This is a genomic window from Micromonospora sp. NPDC047740 (assembly GCF_043204735.1).
GTDB lineage: Bacteria > Actinomycetota > Actinomycetes > Mycobacteriales > Micromonosporaceae > Micromonospora.
This window is the reverse complement of sequence record NZ_JBIDCT010000005.1, coordinates 138894-155348: the sequence shown is the minus strand read 5'-3', so window position 1 is coordinate 155348 and position 16455 is coordinate 138894. Positions and strand designations below refer to the sequence as shown.

Genomic DNA, 16455 nt, shown 5'->3' with positions numbered 1-16455 from the left:
GGGGTATGCGGCGCCGGTCCGGCCGTCACAGGCCCCTGCCGCGGCAGATCCGGATCCACCGGTAGCCGTAGCCGGCGAGCTTGAGCCGGTCCAGCTTGCCGACCTCCTCGTAGTTGCGGTCGGCGAGCACGTCGATCGGCAGGTCCGCCTCGGGGGCGAGCATGCTCAGGTCGACCTCGACGTCCTCGGTGCCGAGGTTGTGCAGGAACACCATGGTCCCAGTCGAACCGTCGGCGCGGTGCGCGAGCACCCCGGGTGGCATCGGCACGTCGATGTGGGTGGTGCTGCCCGAGCCGATCTCGGGAGCCTCCCGGAGGGTGCGGATCATCCGCTCGAACCAGCCCAGCAGCGACCTCGGGTCCCTGCGCTGGGCGGTCACGTTGACCTTCTGGTAGCCGTACTCGCCCTTGTCGACCACCGGGCGGACCAGCTTCTCCGGGTCGGCCGTGGAGAAGCCGGCGTTCTCCTTGTACGACCACTGCATCGGGGTACGGATCGCCTCCCGGCCGGGCAGCGACAGGTCCTCGCCCATGCCGATCTCCTCGCCGTAGCGCAGCACCGGCGTGCCGCGCAGCGAGAACTGGAGCGCGTACGCCAACTCGATGCGCCGGCGGTCGTTGCCGAGCATCGGGGCGAGGCGGCGGCGGATACCCCGGCCGTAGAGGCGCATGTCCTCGTCGGGGCCGAACTGCTCGTACACCTGGTTGCGCTGCTCGGCGGTGAGTCGGGACAGGTCGATCTCGTCGTGGTTGCGCAGGAAGGTCGCCCACTGCCCGCCCTCGGGCAGGGCCGGGGTGTCCCGCAGCGCCTCGATCACCGGCTCCGGGTCCTGCCGGGCCAGGGCGAGCATCAGCCGACCGTTGAGCATGAAGTCGAAGAGCATGTGGATCCGGTTGGCCGAGCCGCCGCTGTCCCCGAAGTACGTCGGCAGCTGGTCGGGTTCGACGTTCGCCTCGGCCAGCAGGATCGCGTCGCCCCGCCGCCACTGCACGTGCTGGCGCAGCTCGGTGAGGAAGTCCATGTCCTTGGGCGAGTCCGGGTTGCCCGGCTCGGTCAGCTCGATGATGAACGGGACGGCGTCCATCCGGAATCCGGAGACGCCGAGCTGGAGCCAGAACGACACGATCTTCTTGATCTCGGCGCGGACCTCCGGGTTGGCGATGTTGAGGTCCGGCTGGAACTTGTAGAACCGGTGGTAGTACCAGGCCTTGGCGGTCCGGTCGTAGCTCCACGTCTCGTTCTGCTCACCCGGGAAGACCATGCCCTGGTAGCGGTCCGGCGGCTCCTTGTCCGACCAGACGTACCAGTCCCGGTACGGCGAGTCGGGCGACGAGCGGGCGGACTGGAACCAGGGATGCTCGTCCGAGGTGTGGTTGACCACCAGGTCGATGATCACCTGGATGCCCCGGTTCTGCGCCTGGTGCAGCAGTTCGGCGAAGTCGCCCAGGGTGCCCAGGCCCGGGTCCACGTTGTAGAAGTCGGTGACGTCGTAGCCGCCGTCCCGACGCGGGGACGGGTGGATCGGGTGCAGCCAGAGGCAGGTCACGCCGAGCCGGGCCAGGTAGTCCAGGCGGCCGAGGAGGCCCCGGATGTCGCCCACCCCGTCACCGTTGGAGTCCGCGAACGTGTCGATGTCGAGGCAGTAGACGACCGCCTCCTGATACCACCTGTCGCCCATGCCCGGCTTACTTCTCCGCTCCGCCGGTCCGGCAAACCCGGGTCCCGCCGGGCTCGCCCCGCCGGTACGGTGCCGGCATGAGCGCCGACACCCACCCCGTCGACTGGTCCGCCGGCACCTGGCTGAACCCGCCCGTCCGGGCCGCGGAGTCGGCCGACGGGCTGCTGGTCGAGCCGCGCGCGGGCAGCGACTTCTGGCGGCGGACCAGCTACGGATTCGTGCACGACGACGGCCCGGCGCTGCTCGCACCGTTCCCGGTGGACAGTGCGGTGGAGGTGAGCTTCCGGCTCGACTACGCCGCGCAGTTCGACCAGGCGGGGGTGCTGGTCCGGGTGGACGAGCGGCGGTGGGCCAAGGCGGGAGTGGAGGTCAGCGACGGCCAGCCGCAGGTCGGCGCGGTGGTCACCGACGAGCGGTCGGACTGGTCCGTCGCCCCGGTGCCGGAGTGGTCGGGGCGGGAGGTGACGGTCCGGGTCAGCCGGGCCGGGGACGCGCTGACCGTACGGGCCCGGGTGGCGCGGGAGCCGTGGCGGCTGGTCCGGGTGGCCCCGCTGGACCCGGTGGCCGAGGCGTCGGCCGGGCCGTACTGCTGCTCGCCGAGCCGGGGCGGCCTGGTGGTCCGCTTCACCGGATGGCGGCGGGGCCCGGCGGACGCCGCCCTGCACCCGGAGGGCTGAGCCCGGCCGCCGGTGGGGCAGGTCACCGGCAGGTGTGACGGACGGCCGCCGGGGTACCAACCTCGGATCCCCCGGCACCCGGCGAAAGGACGGCGATGGCTCTCGCCCGGAACGTCGACCCGAACCAGTTCACCGGGCTGACCGGGTGGGTGGCGGGCGTGCTCGACTCGATGGGCGCGCTGGGGGTGGCGCTGCTGGTCGCCCTGGAGAACGTCGTCCCGCCGATCCCGAGCGAGATCGTGCTGGCGATGGCCGGTTACCTCTGCGCCGAGGGCCGGTTCAACGTGGTGCTGATCGTGCTCGCCGCGACCGCCGGGTCGCTGCTCGGCGCGGTGCTGCTGTACTGGCTCGGCGCGGCGCTCGGCGAGGAACGGCTGAAGCGCTGGCTGGACCACGTCCCGCTGGTGGACCGGGACGACCTGGAGAAGGCCGACCGCTGGTTCGAGCGGTACGGCAGGTGGGCGGTGCTGGTCGGCCGGCTGGTGCCGGTGGTGCGCAGCCTGGTGTCCGTCCCGGCCGGGGCCAACCGGCTGCCCCTGGGCGAGTTCCTGCTGCTCACCACGCTGGGCAGCGGGGTGTGGAACGCCTTGATCGTCGGGCTCGGCTTCGCCCTCGGCTCCCGCTGGCAGCAGGTCGACCGGTACAGCAGCTGGTTCAACTACGCGATCTTCGCGGTCTTCGGCATCATGATCGCGAGCTGGGCGACGAAGCGGATCCGTCGTCGCCGCCGCCGCGCGCGGCGCGGCCGGCAGTCGGTGACCGCCGGCCGCTGACCGCGGCTCAGTACCTCGCGGTGATCGAGGTGAACTCCCAGGTGTTCTGGGCGATGCCGGAGCAGTTGGAGACCACGCCGCCGCCCGGGCAGGCCCGGTCCCGGTTCACCGACCAGAAGGTGAACCGGGACAGCCCGCGGGCCTTGGCCCAGTCCCGGATCTGGGTCCAGGTGGCCGGGGAGGTCAGCTCCTGCTGGTCGGAGAGGCCGTTCATGCCGGAGATGCCCATGTGGGCGTACGCGGTGGCGTCGGACCAACCGAACGCCGTCTTCAGCGCGTTCTTCAGCCCCTCGGCCGCGTTGACCGTGTTCTGGTACATGTTCGCCCCGCCGCCGAAGTCGAACGGCATGATCGTGAAGGTGTCGATGTTGGCACCGAGCGCGGCGGCCTGGTTGATCAGGCGGGTGCCCCACCAGGACGGCCCGGAGGTGGTGGTGCCAAAGGTGACGATCGTCTTGATGCCGGGGTTGTTCTGCTTGACGATCTTCAGCGCGCCGAGGATCCGGTCCTGCACCACCTCGTTCTCGAACTCGTCGCTGTTCTCGATGTCGATGTCGATCGCCTTCAGCCCGTACGCGTTGATCACCTGCTGGTAGGCGCCGGCCAGCGCGCTGGCCGAGGAGCAGTTCGGGCCGAGCTTGTTGCCGCTCCACCCGCCGAAGGACGGGATGACGTCACCGCCGGCCGCCCGGATCGCGGCGATGGTGCTGGCGTGCGTGCCGCCGGTGAGCGGGCCGTTGCCGTCCCAGGCCGGTGTGCAGCCGCCGCCGGAGAGCACGAACGCGATGGTGAACCACTTGATCCCGGTCGCGCCCATCACCGTCGACGGGGCGGGCGGGTCACCCCAGCCCGGGTAGAGGTAGGGCGCGGCGGCCATCGCGCCGCCCCCGCCGGTGCAGCCGGTGGTGCTGGCCGACACGGCCGCCGACTTCGCCGACTCCCCGTTGGCGTTGTAGGCGGTCACCGTGTAGCTGTGCGCCGAGCAGGCGGCCAGGCCGGAGACGGTGGCCGAGGTGCCGGTGACGGTGGCCTTCACGCTGGTGCCCTCGTACACCCGGTAGCCGGTGACCGTGCCGGAGACCGCGTTCCAGGCCAGCGAGACCGACGTGTTGGTGGTGCCGGTGACCCGCAGGCCGCCCGGTGTGGCCGGGGCTCCCGGGTTGCCGCCGCCACCGGTGCACGGACCGCCGTTGACGGTGCAGTTGGTCGGGTCACCGTTGCCGTTGACGTTGAAGCCGAAGGTGGTGCTGGCCCCCGGGGCGAGGGTGCCGTTCCAGGACTGGTTGACGGCGGTGACGTGCTGGCCGGAGGTGGTCATCAGGGCGTCCCAGAACGCGCCGACGGTGCTGCCGGCGGGCAGGTCGAACTGGACGTTCCACGAGGAGATGCTGGCCGAACTGTCGTTCTTGACGGTGAACTTCGCCTCGTACCCGCTGCCCCAGCTGGTGACGCGGACGAAGGCGGCGGTGGCGGCGGAGGCGGGTGGCGCGGCCACGACGGTGGCCGCTACCAGAGCGGCGGCGAGCGCGGCGGCGAACGTCGCCACCCGGGCGGAACGGAGTCTCACGGCGTCCTCCAGGGACCGTTGTGGTGGAGGGTGCCGGCCTGCGCGGACCGGCGTGGAGGGTATCCATGACCGTCGACGTCTGCGCCCATTATTAAGACTGTTAACTGTTTCTGTCCAGAGGAAATCCGGGACGTCGGGAGGGGCCCCCTCCGACGCGTGCGGCGTGCGGACGGGGCCCCTGCTTCCGGTCAGCGACGGAAGGTGAACCAGTTGACGTTGACGAAGTCGGCGGGCTGGCCGCTGCTGAACGTCAGGTAGACGGTGTGCCGGCCGGTCACCGGGCCGACGTTGCCCGGCACCGAGCGCCAGCTCTGCCAGCCGCCGGTGTTGGCGACCGCGAAGCTGCCGATCGGCGCGCTGGTCGGGCTGTCCACCCGGACCTCGACGAGTCCGCTGACCCCGGCCGGCGCGCCGGAGGCGATCCGGGCCACGAAGTCCCGCGGCGGCGTGGCGCCGAAGTCCACGTTGTCGTAGCGGGCCCAGTCACCGTTGCTCAGCCAGCCGATGTCCTGGCCACCCTCGGCGCACGCCTCCACCTGCACCCCGTTCTGGGCGTTGAAGGCCTCGGCCTGGATGGTCGAGTACGCGTCCACCGTGCCGCCCGGCGGCGGGGTGGTCGGTGGCGGGTTGCCACCGCCCCGGGTGTAGACGGCCACGTAGTCGACCAGCATCGGCCGGCCGGAGACGGTGGCCGAGGTGGGCGTGGCGTAGCCCGCCACCCCGTTCGGGAAGCCGCCCCCCATCGCCACGTTCAGCAGCAGGAAGTAGCCGCCGTGATTGGTCATCTGCCCCCAGTACGGTTCGCCGACCTGGGTCTGGGTGACGGTGTGGAAGAGCTGGCCGTCGACGTACCAGCGGAGCTGCTGGGGGCTGACCGAGGCGTCCCACTCGAAGCGGTACGTGTGGAACGCCGACTGGCAGGTGCTGCCCGGGCAGGCCCGGGAGCCGCCGATGCCGTTGAACTCGTTGCACGGCCCGCCGGGGGCGACGCCGCAGTGCAGCACCCCCCAGACCGAGTTAATCCCGTTGACGTTCTCCATCACGTCGAACTCGCCGACACCCGGCCAGTTCTGGTAGTTGCCCCGGTACGGCGAGCCGAGGGCCCAGAACGCGGGCCAGTAGCCGGCCGCCTCCGCGCCGGTGACGTTCGGCATCTGGATCCGCCCCTCCAGGGCGAGGACTCCCCCGGCCGGCGGCTTGAAGTTGGTCCGGACCGTCTCGATCCGGGCCGAGGTCCACCGGCCGGCGCCGTCCCGGAGCGGGGTGATCCGCAGGTTGCCGGCGCCATCCTGGCTGAGGTTGGCGGTGTTCGAGGTGTAGGTCTGGATCTCGCCGGTGCCCCAGTTGGCCGGACCGCCGGGGTAGCTGGTGCCGGTGTCGATGATCCAGTTGGCGGACGAGGGCAGGGTGCCGGCCGCACCGGTGAAGTCGTCGCTCCACACCAGGCTCCAGCCGGACGGGGGCGGCGGGACGGCGGCCTGGGCGGTCAGCGAGACGGTGGCCAGCGCGGTGGTGGTGGCGAGCACGGCCGCCAGGGCGAGCCGTCGGCGCGACGGGCGCACGGCGGAGGGGGCGGCGGACGCCGCCGGGACTGGGTTCATCGGGGTGCCTCTCTGCGGGGACGGGTGCCAGAGAGCGCTCTCTGAGTGCGATTTCTACGCGCCCGTCCCCGCATTTGTCAATGCACGTCGATGCCTGCCGGCTGCGGCCGGCGCAGCACCGCCTGCTCCAGCGCGGTCCAGCCGGTGGTGGTGACCAGGTAGAGCACCGCAGCCAACGGCACCACCAGCGCCACCAGCACCGTCGTGTAGGGCAACAACGGCAGCAGCCGACCCAGCACGGCGCCGGGCCCCTCGGTTGGCGTACCGGCGACCGTGGCCGCCCGCCGGGCCCGCCGCGAGGACCACCAGGCCAGCGCGAGCAGCGCCGCCAGCAGCACCCCGAAGACCGCCACCACCGGAGCGGAGAGCCCGTCCCCGAGGTGCCAGCCCAGGGGTACGCCGGCCAGTCGCTCGTGGAGCAACGTGGTGCTGCCGTCGCCGGTGGCGAAGAGGCGGTACATCACCAGGAAGAACGGCGCCTGCAACAGCGCCGGGAGGCAGCCCGCGACGGGGCTGGCCCCGGCCCGCCGGTAGAGCGCGAAGAGTTCGCTCTGCAGGCGGGCGGGGTCGTCGGCGTACCGCCGCTGGAGGTCGCGGACCTCGGGGGCGAGCGCCGCGCGGCGCCGCTCCCCGCGGACCTGTGCCACGGTGAGCGGCGAGATCAACAGCCGGACCCCGATGGTGAACAGGACGATCGCGGCGGCCGTGGCGGCCCCGCCGGTCAGCGGGACCAGCGTGTCGGCGAGCCAGGTGACGACGGTGGCGGCGGCGGACGCCGCGGTGTGCAGTGGTGCGAAGGCGAGCATGGGGAACCCCTCGGTCCGATTCCGGATGCCCCGACGGGACGACGCGTCCCGGCGGGACGGATGACGACGGAACCGGCCGCGTGACGGATTTCGTGGCCCGCGCCGGTGTCCCGACGCGGTGACGCGCTACGCGGCCGAGGGGCGCAGGCCGGGCGCTCGGGGGCGGGGCCGCCCGGGAGCGTCCGGGTCGACCTGGCGAGGCACCCGGCGGTGCCGGGCGCGGGCCCGCAGGGCGGTGGCGTGCCGTGCGCCGGGCTCGGGCAGCACCCCGACCCGGGCGGCGAGCAGGACGGCCAGCAGCAGCGCGGCGGCCACCGCCGCACCGGCGAGCAGTGCCGCCGGCCGGTCCGCGAGCACGGTGAGCTGGGCGAGCGCGTACGCCCACGCCCCCGTCACCGCCACCAGAATCCCCGGCACGCCGACCACCCTAGAACCCGGTGTCACGCCCCCGGCCGTGTCGCCGGCCACCCGGCGCGACCCACGCCCCACCAGGTCGGCGAAATGGCGGCATCCCACCGGCCCGACCCCACCAGGTCGGCGAAATGGCGGCATCCGGCCCCGGCGGGTCAGGAGGATTCGCGGACCAGGGGGAACGGGAGGGTCTCCCGGATGGAGCGGCCGGTCAGCAGCATGACCAGCCGGTCCACGCCGAGGCCGAGGCCGCCGGTGGGCGGCATGGCGTACTCCAGCGCGGTGAGGAAGTCCTCGTCCAGCTCCATCGCCTCCGGGTCGCCGCCCGCCGCCTTCAGCGACTGCTCGGTGAGCCGGCGGCGCTGCTCGGTCGGGTCCACCAGCTCGGTGTACGCCGTGCCCAGCTCCAGCCCGAACGCCACCAGGTCCCACCGCTCGGCCAGCCGCGGGTCGTGCCGGTGCTGCCGGGTCAGCGGGGACACCTCGGTCGGGAAGTCCAGGTAGAACGTGGGCCGCTCGGTACGCGCCTCGACCAGCCGCTCGTAGAGCTCCAGCAGCACCGCGCCGCGCCCCCAGCGCGGGTCGTACGACACCCCGGCGGAGTCGCAGAGCTTGCGCAGGCCGGCCAGGTCGGTGTCGGCGGTGACCTCCTCGCCCAGCGCGGCGGAGATCGCCTCGTTGACCGTCCGCACCGGCCACTCGCCGCCGATGTCCACCGGTTCGCCGCTGCCGGGCGGGCGGACCACCGGCGTGCCGTGCACCGCCACCGCCGCCGCCACGATCAGCTCCCGGGCCAGCTCCCGCATCACGTGATAGTCGGCGTACGCCTGATACGCCTCCAGCACGGTGAACTCCGGGTTGTGGCTGTGGTCGACGCCCTCGTTGCGGAACGCCCGGCCCAGCTCGTACACCCGCTCGACGCCGCCCACGGCCAGCCGCTTCAGGTACAGCTCGGGCGCGATCCGCAGGCTCAGCCGCAGGTCGTACGCGTTGCTGTGAGTGACGAACGGGCGGGCGTTGGCCCCGCCGTGCACCCGCTGGAGGATCGGCGTCTCCACCTCCAGGAAGCCCCGCCCGGCCAGCGTGGAACGCAGGGCGTGCAGGGTGGTGCCGCGGGCCCGCAGCAGGTCCCGCGCGTCGGGGTTGATGGCGAGGTCGAGGTAGCGCTGCCGGACCCGGGCCTCCGGGTCGGCCAGCCCGTGGTGCTTGTCCGGCAGCGGCCGCAGGCACTTGGCGGTGAGCCGCCAGTCGGCGACCCGCACCGACACCTCGCCGTGCCGGGTGGCGTACACCTCGCCGGTGGCCCCGACGTGGTCGCCGATGTCGACGGTGTTCCGCCACGGGTCCAGGTCGTGCTCGAGCATGAGCTGGAGGTCGCCGCTGCCGTCCCGGACCGTGGCGAAGAGCACCCCGCCATGGTCGCGGACCAGCATCACCCGGCCGGCCACCGCCACGGTCTCCCCGGTCCCGGTGTCCGGCGCCAGCCCGGCGTGCCGCTCCCGCACCGCCGCGCAGCTCACCGTGCGGGGATAGCCCACCGGGTACGGGTCGATCCCCTCGGCACGCAGCCGGTCGAGCTTGGCCACGCGTACCCGGACCTGCTCCGGCTGCTGCACCGGGGCCGGCTCCGGCGGGACGGCCCGGACCGTCGCGGCGGCCGGCGGCACGAAGCGGACGGCGCCCCCGGCCGGCGGCACCCCGTACAGCGGGGTGGGCCGCCCGCCGGGGAGGGCGAGGAAGCCCTCGGCGGCCACCGCGGCGAGACCCACCCGGGCCAGTTCCCGGCGCTCCCCGAAGCAGAGGTAGCGGGGCGTCCAGTGCGGCTGGTACTTGGCGTTCGACAGGTAGAGCGACTCCAGCTGCCACCAGCGGGAGAAGAAGAGCAACGTACGCCGCCAGAGCTGGATGATCGGGCCGGCGCCGATCCGCGCGCCCTGCTCGAACGCCGACCGGAACGCCGCGAAGTTCAGCGACACCCGCTCGACGCCGAGGCGCGGGCCCGCCTCCAGCAGCGCGGCCACCATGAACTCGATGACCCCGTTCTCGGCGGTGCGGTCCCGGCGCATCAGGTCCAGCGACAGCCCGTGCGCGCCCCACGGGCTCAGCGACAGCAGCGCCCGCACCCGGCCGCTGCCGTCCCGGGCCTCGGCCAGCACGGAGTCGCCGTCCGCCGGGTCGCCGAGCCGGCCCAGCGCCATCGAGAAGCCCCGCTCGTGCTCGGTGTCCCGCCAGGTGGTGGCCAGGCGCGCCAGCCGGGCCAGCTCCTCTGGAGGGATCTCCGCGTGCCGGCGTACCTGGGCGGTGTAGCCGGCCCGCTCCACCCGGTGCACCGCCTGGCGCACCGGGCGCATGTCGCGCCCGTTGAGGTCGAACTCGCGGGTCAGCAGGATCGCCTCGTCGCCGAGCTGCAGCACCTTGAGGCCGTGCCGCTGGTACGCCCGTGCCCCGGCCTCGCTGGCGCCGATCACCGCCGGGGTCCAGGCGTACTCGCGGGCCTGGCCGAGCCACGCCTCGATGACCGGGCCCCACGCCTCCGGATCGCCGATCGGGTCCGCGCTGGCCAGGCTGACCCCGTTGACCACCCGGTAGGTGATCGCCGCCTTGCCGCTGGGCGAGAAGAGCGCCGCCTTGTCCCGCCGGGTGGCGAAGTAGCCGAGCGAGTCCCGCTCGCCGTACCGGGCGAGCAGCTCGCGGATCCGCTCCTCCTCGCCGGGGTGCAGCACCGCGTTCGCCCGCTGGGAGCGGACCAGGGTGAACAGGCCGGAGACGAAGGAGATCGCGCCGAACCCGCCGAGCAGCAGGTTGACCCAGCCGGGGGCCTGGCCCTTCCGGGTCACGTCGACCATGACCGCGCCACCGAAGACCTTCTCGACCGCGTACCCGAGCCGGTCCGACCAGGTGTGCAGGCTGCCCGGCTCGAGCAGGAGCAGCAGGTAGCCGAGCCCGACGGAGACCGCCGCCAGGCCGAGGAGGACGCCGAGGGCCCGCCAGACGCTGCCGCTGCGCACCTTGGCGTAGAACTCCCGCCGGGCGGCGAGCAGCAGGGCGAGCGCGCTGGCGGCGAAGGCCAGGCCGACCCACACCCCGACCGTCTCCAGGGTGCCGAAGATCCGCTCACCCGCGTCGTTGGTGAGGTCGTTGCTGCCCACGGTCAGCAGCAGCCCCCCGGCCACCAGGCTGAACGTCAGGGTGAGGCTGAAGTACGCGACCAGCACCCAGTACGCGAGCCGCTTGCGGCGCAGCACCGCGGAGGCCAGGGTGCCGAGGAAGACGGCGTACGCCAGGTTGGCCGGCGCGGGCACCAGCAGGGCGTCGATCGCGGTGCGGACCGGCTGGATGCCGGTGCGGAAGGCACTGCTCACCGCAGCGAGCGCGCAGACCACCGCGACCACCCAGAGCAGGGTGGCGAAGCCCCGCGGCACCTGGCCGCGCCAGTCCCGGCCGGCGCGCCGGGCGTCGGTCACCGTCCGCGACGTGGTGCTCGGGGTCAACGTGGCCTCCCTCGCTGCCGGCGATGGGCGTCGAGCGGCCTCATCGTAGGCCCCCGAACCCGTTCCCCCGCCCCGTCCACGTCGGCCAGCCGGGCCGGGGATGCGCGCAGATTCCCGGAAAGACTGCCCATTCCGCCGGCCGAGGCCATGCTTTCCGGGAAATCGGTCGCACCCTCCGGCGCGCACCCCGCGACACGCCGGAGGGTGCGTTTCCGGCCGCCGACACGTTGGGTAACAGGGCGTCGACGGCGCGGCGCCAGGCCGCGGCCCGACGGATGGCGGTGGTGGCGATGGGTGGTTCGGTGGCGGAGCGGGAACCGAGCACCGCCGCGGGCGGGACCGACCTGCTGACGGTCGGCGTCGAGGAGGAGTTCCTGCTCGTCGACCCGCACACCGGCGCCGCCGTGCCCGCCGTCGACCTGGTGATGGAGCAGGTGCCGCCGGAGTTGCGCGGCCAGGTGGAACGGGAGTTCCAGACCAGCCAGATCGAGATCGGCAGCCCGCCCGGGCTGGAGCTGTCCTCCCTCCGGCACTCCCTCGGGATGCTCCGCGCCGAACTGGCCGACGCCGCCGAGCGGGCCGGCGTACGGCTGCTCGCCATCGGCACCGGGCCGGTGGACGGGCCGGTGCCGCCGGTGGTGGACAAGCCCCGCTTCGACCGGATGGTCGAGCGGTTCCAGCTGCTGGTGCCCGGCCCCGGCAACAACGGCATGCACGTGCACGTCGGCATCCCCGACCCGGAGGCCGGGGTGCAGGTGCTCAACCGCGTCCGCCCCTGGCTGCCGATCCTGCACGCGGTGACCGCCAACTCCCCGTTCGCCAGGGGCGCGGACACCGGGTACGCGAGCTGGCGCTCGGTCGAGTGGGAACGCTGGCCGTCGGTGGCGCCCACGCCCTACCTGGACTCGCACGAGCACTACGAGCGGCTGATCCGGCAGCTCATCGCCAGTGGCGTGATGCTGGACGAGGGGATGCTCTACTGGTACGCCCGGCTGTCCGCGAAGTATCCGACGGTGGAGCTGCGGATCGGCGACGTCTGCCCGTCGGTGGACGACGCGGTGCTGGTCGCCGCCCTGGTGCGGGCCCTGGTGGCGACCGCGCTGGCGGCGGTCGCCGAGGGACGGCCGGCCATCCGCACCGACCACCACCTGCTGGTCGCCGCGCACTGGCGGGCGGCCCACGACGGGCTGGAGGGCGACGGCGTCGACCTGACCGACGGCGAGCTGCGCCCGGCCTGGGAACTGCTGGACCGGCTCGTCGACCGGGTCCGCCCGGAGCTGGCGCGGCACGGGGACCTCGACCAGGTGACCGAACTGCTGGGCGGACTGCGCCGGCACGGCAGCGGCGCGGCGCGGCAGCGGGCGGTGTTCGCGCGTACCGGTCAGTTGGTCGACGTGGTGGCGGACGTGGCCCGGCAGACCCGGGGCTGACCGGCCCCGCCCCGGATCTTCGCATGACAGGATGGGCCCGTGGCGGAACGGCTGATCGTCGTCGGCGGGGACGCGGCCGGGATGGCGGCCGCCTCCCAGGCCCGACGCCGTCGCGACGGAGCCGACCTGGAGATCGTCGCCTTCGAACGCGGCCACTTCACCTCGTACTCCGCCTGCGGCATCCCGTACTGGATCAGCGGGCTGGTGCCGGACCGGGACGCGCTCATCGCCCGCGATGCGGTCACCTTCCGCGAGCAGTTCGACATCGACGTGCGGCTACGGCACGCGGTCACCGCCATCGACCTGGACCGCCGCGAGGTGGTCGCCCGCGACCTGGACGGCGGCGGCGAGGTCCGCGCCGGTTTCGACAGCCTGGTGTACGCCACCGGCGCGGTTCCGGTGCAGCCCGAATGGGCGCGCGGCGGCATCGCCGGGGTCTTCGGCGTGCAGACCCTCGACGACGGCGCGGCCCTGCTGGACTGGCTGGACCGCGAGCCGCGGCCCCGGCGCGCGGTGGTGGTCGGCGGCGGCTACATCGGCGTGGAGATGGCCGAGGCGCTGCTCCAGCACGGGCTCTCGGTCGACCTGGTCGAGCAGGGCGCCCAGCCGATGTCCACGGTGGACCCCGACATGGGTGAGCTGGTCGCCGCCGCCCTACGCAAGGTGGGCATCGACATCCGTAGCGGCCTGACGGTCACCGGCCTGCAGGAGCGGGACGGGCGGATCGCCGCGGTGGTCACCGCCGAGGGGCCGATCCCGGCCGACGTCGTGGTGCTGGGTCTCGGCGTACGCCCGAACACGGCGCTCGCCGCAGCGGCCGGCCTGCCGCTCGGCCCGACCGGCGGGATCCGCACCGACCTGCGGATGCGGGTGCCCGGGGTGCCGGGCGTCTGGGCCGCCGGCGACTGCGTGGAGACCCTGCACCGGGTCAGCGGCCTGCCGGTGCACATCCCGCTGGGCACCCACGCCAACAAGCAGGGCCGGGTCGCCGGGATCAACATCGGCGGCGGGTACGCGACCTTCCCCGGCGTGGTCGGCACGGCGGTGACCAAGGTCTGCGACCTGGAGGTGGGGCGGACCGGCCTGCGGGAGCCGGACGCCGCCGCGGCCGGGTTCGAGTTCGTCACGGTACGGGCCGAGTCGACCAACCGGGCCGGGTACTACCCCGGCGCCCGCCCCATGACGGTGAAGCTGATCGCCGAGCGGCCCGGCGGCCGGCTGCTCGGGGCGCAGATCGTCGGCTGGTCCGAGGCGGCCAAGCGGATCGACGCGCTGGCCGTGGCGTTGTGGAACCGCATGACGGTGGACGAGATGACCGCGCTGGACCTCGGCTACGCCCCGCCGTTCGCGCCGGTCTGGGATCCGGTCCTGATCGCCGCCCGCCGGGCCGTCGACGCGCTCTCCCGCGCCGAACGGTAGGGCGGCTGTCGGTTTCGGTGCAGTTGTTGTCGTCCCAGCGACAACAACTGCACCCAAAGTTTCTTGTCAGGGGGCGCGGTTAGCGTGTGCGCGCTGTCGCGGTGCCGGGTCCGGCGCCTTTTCCCCTCGGAGGCATCCCATGTCGCAGGAGACGACCTACCTCGAACTGTCCGAAGTGGACGGAGGAGCGCACAAGTTCTACGAGGTCGTGGTGGCGGACACCGCGATGACCGTGCGCTACGGCCGGATCGGCGACGATGGCCAGGTGAAGACGACCACCTTCCCGGACAACGCCCGTGCCCGGGCCGCCGCCGCGAAGAAGATCGGCGAGAAGGTCCGCAAGGGGTACGCCCCGGCGGTGCGGGGCGTACGCCAGAAGCGGGCGGTCTCCCGCCGGCAGATCGTGAGCACCCGCTCCACCGCCCGCACCGCCCCGGTCCTCTGGCGGTACGACTCGGGCGCGCCCGCGTTCGGCATCTTCATCGACGGGCAGAGCTGCATGGTGGGCAACGAGCGCGGGGTGATCACCACCCTGGGTCACGACGCCCGGGTGTTGAACCAGGTCCGGCTCCCCGACGGGGTGAAGTGCATCGTCGCCGACGACGCCTGGATCTACGCGGGTTGCGACGACGGCAACGTCTACGACCTCTCCGGCAAGGTGCCCCGGGTGGCGTACGCGATCGCCCCGGACATCGACATCTACTGGCTGGACATCCACGACGGCGTCCTGGGCGTCTCCGACCGCGAGGGCGGCATCGCCGCGATCGACCACGAGGACGAGTTCCTCTGGCGCCGGCCGGGGCGGGGCCGGTCCGCCTGGATGGTGCGCTGTGACACCGACGCGCTCTACCACGGCCACTCGCAGGGGGTGACCGGCTACGACTGGCGTACCGGGCGGGAGCTGTGGCACACCCGGACCGGGGCGGTGCTCTTCGGCTGGCAGGAGCGGGACAGCGTGTTCGCGGGCACGGGCACCCGCGAGGTGGTGCGGCTGCGCAAGGACGGGCGCGCCGAGCGGACGTACCGGTGCGACGCCGCGGTCTTCTCCTGCGCCACCGCCGAGGGCGGCCGGTACGTCTTCGCCGGCGACAGCGCGTCCTCGATCTACTGCTTCGACGCGGCCGGCAACCGGCTGTGGAAGCTCGGCACCGGCTGTGGCTCGGCGTACTCGATGCAGTACCACGAGGAGCGGCTCTACGTGGTCACCACCAGCGGCTACCTGGCCTGCATCGACGCCAGCGAGCCGGCCATCCGGGCCGCCGAGGCGGGCAGCGTGCCCGAGGTGGTCGACGTGAAGGCCCCGACCCGGCTGCCCGAGCCGGCCGCCTGGACCACGGTGGAGGTCACCACCGACGACCGGGCCGGCGTGGTGGTGGAGTGCGTCGAGGCAGGTGGCCGACTGCGCATCCACGTGCTGTCGGACGGCTACCGCCGGGACTGGTCGGTGCAGTTCCCCAAGGGCATCCGGGAGCCGGGCGCCCGCTACCTGGTCACCGACGTGCGGGAGGCCGGTCGGGGCGGCTTCTACCGGGCGTACGGCGACATCCGCCGCCTCCGCTGAGGGCTCCGGTCCGGGGGCGGGGCGGGACCGCTCCCGGACCGGTCATCGGCAGGTCCGACGCACCGCCCGCCTCCGCCCTGCCAGCCCGTTTCGGAGTCGGTTGTACGCGACCCGCCGACGTGGTCCAGGATGGCCGGATGGCCGGGTACCTGGAGATCCCCGAGGGGCTGGGCTGGGTCCGGCGGCTGCCGGCGGGCCGGGACTGGCTGGCCGAGCTGCCGGACCTGCTGGCCGAGTGCGTACGGCGGTGGGAGCTGCGGGTCGGGCCGCCCTACCCGTACGCGTTCGCCTCGCTGGCGATGCCGGCGGAGCTGCCCGACGGCACCGCGGCGGTGCTGAAGCTCCAGTACCCGGACGCGGACAGTGCGCACGAGGCGACCGCGCTGGCCCGCTGGGCCGGTGCCGGCGCGATCCGGTTGCTGGCCCACGACCCGCCACGGCGGGCGCTGCTGGTGGAGCGCTGCGTGCCCGGCACCCCGCTGCACGAGCTGCCCCTCGATGCGGCGCTGGACGTGGTGCTCGAACTGCTCCCCCGGCTCGGCGTGCCGGCCGGCCCGCCGTTCACCCCGCTCGCCGAGGAGGCGGCCGGCTGGGCGGAGCAGCTACCGGCGAACTGGGAGCGGGCCAACCGCCCGTACGAGCGGCGGCTGCTGGACGCCGCGCTCGGGCTGCTCGCCGACCTGGTGCCCAGCCAGGGCGAGCAGGTGCTGGTCAACCAGGACCTGCACGCCGGCAACGTGCTCCGGGCGACCCGGGCACCCTGGTTGGTCATCGACCCGAAGCCGTTGGTCGGCGAGCGGGAGTTCGCGCCGGTGCCGATGGTGCGCGGCGGGGAGCTGGGGCATTCGCCCGAGGCGGTCCGCTATCGGCTGGACCGGCTCAGCGCCGAGCTGGGCCTCGACCGGGAACGGGTCCGCGGCTGGACGATCGTGCACACCACGGCGTGGAGCATCGGCGGGGATCAGGTCTTCCCGAATCAGGTCGAGGTGATCCGCTGGCTGCTCGGCGAGGAGTGACCGACCCCGGGGAGGGATCGGTCAC

The 16455-nt window shown here is 73.4% G+C and carries 12 protein-coding genes; 6 read left to right on the top strand and 6 right to left on the bottom strand.

Translation table 11 applies throughout. The features are described from left to right. Positions 1 to 25 precede the first annotated feature (25 nt). Positions 26 to 1678, bottom strand: a complete 1653-nt coding sequence (locus ACGF4F_RS11725; RefSeq protein WP_357440050.1) for an alpha-amylase family protein — start codon at positions 1676 to 1678, stop codon at positions 26 to 28. Positions 1679 to 1755: 77 nt separating this feature from the next. Between ACGF4F_RS11725 and ACGF4F_RS11720 the strand changes: the two genes are divergently transcribed. Beyond that, the gene (locus ACGF4F_RS11720) at positions 1756 to 2355 is read left to right on the top strand and encodes a DUF1349 domain-containing protein (RefSeq protein WP_357440048.1); all 600 of its coding nucleotides are present in this window, start codon (positions 1756 to 1758) and stop codon (positions 2353 to 2355) included. 95 nt (positions 2356 to 2450) lie between these two features. After that, the gene (locus tag ACGF4F_RS11715) at positions 2451 to 3128 is read left to right on the top strand and encodes a DedA family protein (RefSeq protein ID WP_357440046.1); all 678 of its coding nucleotides are present in this window, start codon (positions 2451 to 2453) and stop codon (positions 3126 to 3128) included. Positions 3129 to 3135: 7 nt separating this feature from the next. Here ACGF4F_RS11715 and ACGF4F_RS11710 read toward each other — a convergent pair whose 3' ends face one another. The 5 genes from ACGF4F_RS11710 to lysX all read right to left on the bottom strand — a co-directional run bounded on the left by ACGF4F_RS11710 (position 3136) and on the right by lysX (position 11004). Continuing rightward, the gene (locus ACGF4F_RS11710) at positions 3136 to 4695 is read right to left on the bottom strand and encodes a cellulose binding domain-containing protein (RefSeq protein ID WP_357440042.1); all 1560 of its coding nucleotides are present in this window, start codon (positions 4693 to 4695) and stop codon (positions 3136 to 3138) included. A gap of 188 nt (positions 4696 to 4883) precedes the next feature. Further along, positions 4884 to 6296 (bottom strand): carbohydrate-binding protein, encoded by a 1413-nt coding sequence (locus ACGF4F_RS11705; RefSeq protein ID WP_357440041.1) that lies wholly within the window; start codon positions 6294 to 6296, stop codon positions 4884 to 4886. 77 nt (positions 6297 to 6373) lie between these two features. Further along, entirely contained in the window at positions 6374 to 7102 is a 729-nt protein-coding gene (locus ACGF4F_RS11700; RefSeq protein ID WP_393076961.1) for a YidC/Oxa1 family membrane protein insertase, read from the bottom strand. 126 nt (positions 7103 to 7228) lie between these two features. Then, positions 7229 to 7519: a DUF6412 domain-containing protein gene (locus tag ACGF4F_RS11695; protein WP_357440035.1), complete on the bottom strand. Its 291-nt coding sequence runs from the start codon at positions 7517 to 7519 to the stop codon at positions 7229 to 7231. 149 nt (positions 7520 to 7668) lie between these two features. Further along, entirely contained in the window at positions 7669 to 11004 is a 3336-nt protein-coding gene (gene lysX, locus ACGF4F_RS11690; RefSeq protein WP_357440033.1) for a bifunctional lysylphosphatidylglycerol synthetase/lysine--tRNA ligase LysX, read from the bottom strand. Between the two features lie 290 nt (positions 11005 to 11294). Between lysX and ACGF4F_RS11685 the strand changes: the two genes are divergently transcribed. The 4 genes from ACGF4F_RS11685 to ACGF4F_RS11670 all read left to right on the top strand — a co-directional run bounded on the left by ACGF4F_RS11685 (position 11295) and on the right by ACGF4F_RS11670 (position 16430). Further along, positions 11295 to 12434 (top strand): glutamate--cysteine ligase, encoded by a 1140-nt coding sequence (locus tag ACGF4F_RS11685; protein ID WP_393076958.1) that lies wholly within the window; start codon positions 11295 to 11297, stop codon positions 12432 to 12434. Between the two features lie 39 nt (positions 12435 to 12473). Then, positions 12474 to 13853: an FAD-dependent oxidoreductase gene (locus ACGF4F_RS11680; protein ID WP_357440028.1), complete on the top strand. Its 1380-nt coding sequence runs from the start codon at positions 12474 to 12476 to the stop codon at positions 13851 to 13853. A gap of 139 nt (positions 13854 to 13992) precedes the next feature. Continuing rightward, positions 13993 to 15414, top strand: a complete 1422-nt coding sequence (locus tag ACGF4F_RS11675; RefSeq protein WP_357440025.1) for a WGR domain-containing protein — start codon at positions 13993 to 13995, stop codon at positions 15412 to 15414. Positions 15415 to 15551: 137 nt separating this feature from the next. Then, on the top strand, positions 15552 to 16430 hold the full coding sequence (locus ACGF4F_RS11670) for an aminoglycoside phosphotransferase family protein (RefSeq protein WP_357440023.1): 879 nt from the start codon (positions 15552 to 15554) through the stop codon (positions 16428 to 16430). The last annotated feature ends 25 nt before the right edge of the window (positions 16431 to 16455 follow it).

What these genes read in the sequence shown, in the direction of transcription:
- ACGF4F_RS11715 (WP_357440046.1), top strand. Translation starts at nt 2,451, where the DNA reads ATGGCTCTCGCCCGGAACGTCGACCCGAACCAGTTCACCGGGCTGACC.
- ACGF4F_RS11720 (WP_357440048.1), top strand. Translation starts at nt 1,756, where the DNA reads ATGAGCGCCGACACCCACCCCGTCGACTGGTCCGCCGGCACCTGGCTG.
- ACGF4F_RS11670 (WP_357440023.1), top strand. Translation starts at nt 15,552, where the DNA reads ATGGCCGGGTACCTGGAGATCCCCGAGGGGCTGGGCTGGGTCCGGCGG.
- ACGF4F_RS11700 (WP_393076961.1), bottom strand. Translation starts at nt 7,102, where the DNA reads ATGCTCGCCTTCGCACCACTGCACACCGCGGCGTCCGCCGCCGCCACC.
- ACGF4F_RS11705 (WP_357440041.1), bottom strand. Translation starts at nt 6,296, where the DNA reads ATGAACCCAGTCCCGGCGGCGTCCGCCGCCCCCTCCGCCGTGCGCCCG.
- ACGF4F_RS11675 (WP_357440025.1), top strand. Translation starts at nt 13,993, where the DNA reads ATGTCGCAGGAGACGACCTACCTCGAACTGTCCGAAGTGGACGGAGGA.
- ACGF4F_RS11725 (WP_357440050.1), bottom strand. Translation starts at nt 1,678, where the DNA reads ATGGGCGACAGGTGGTATCAGGAGGCGGTCGTCTACTGCCTCGACATC.
- ACGF4F_RS11685 (WP_393076958.1), top strand. Translation starts at nt 11,295, where the DNA reads ATGGGTGGTTCGGTGGCGGAGCGGGAACCGAGCACCGCCGCGGGCGGG.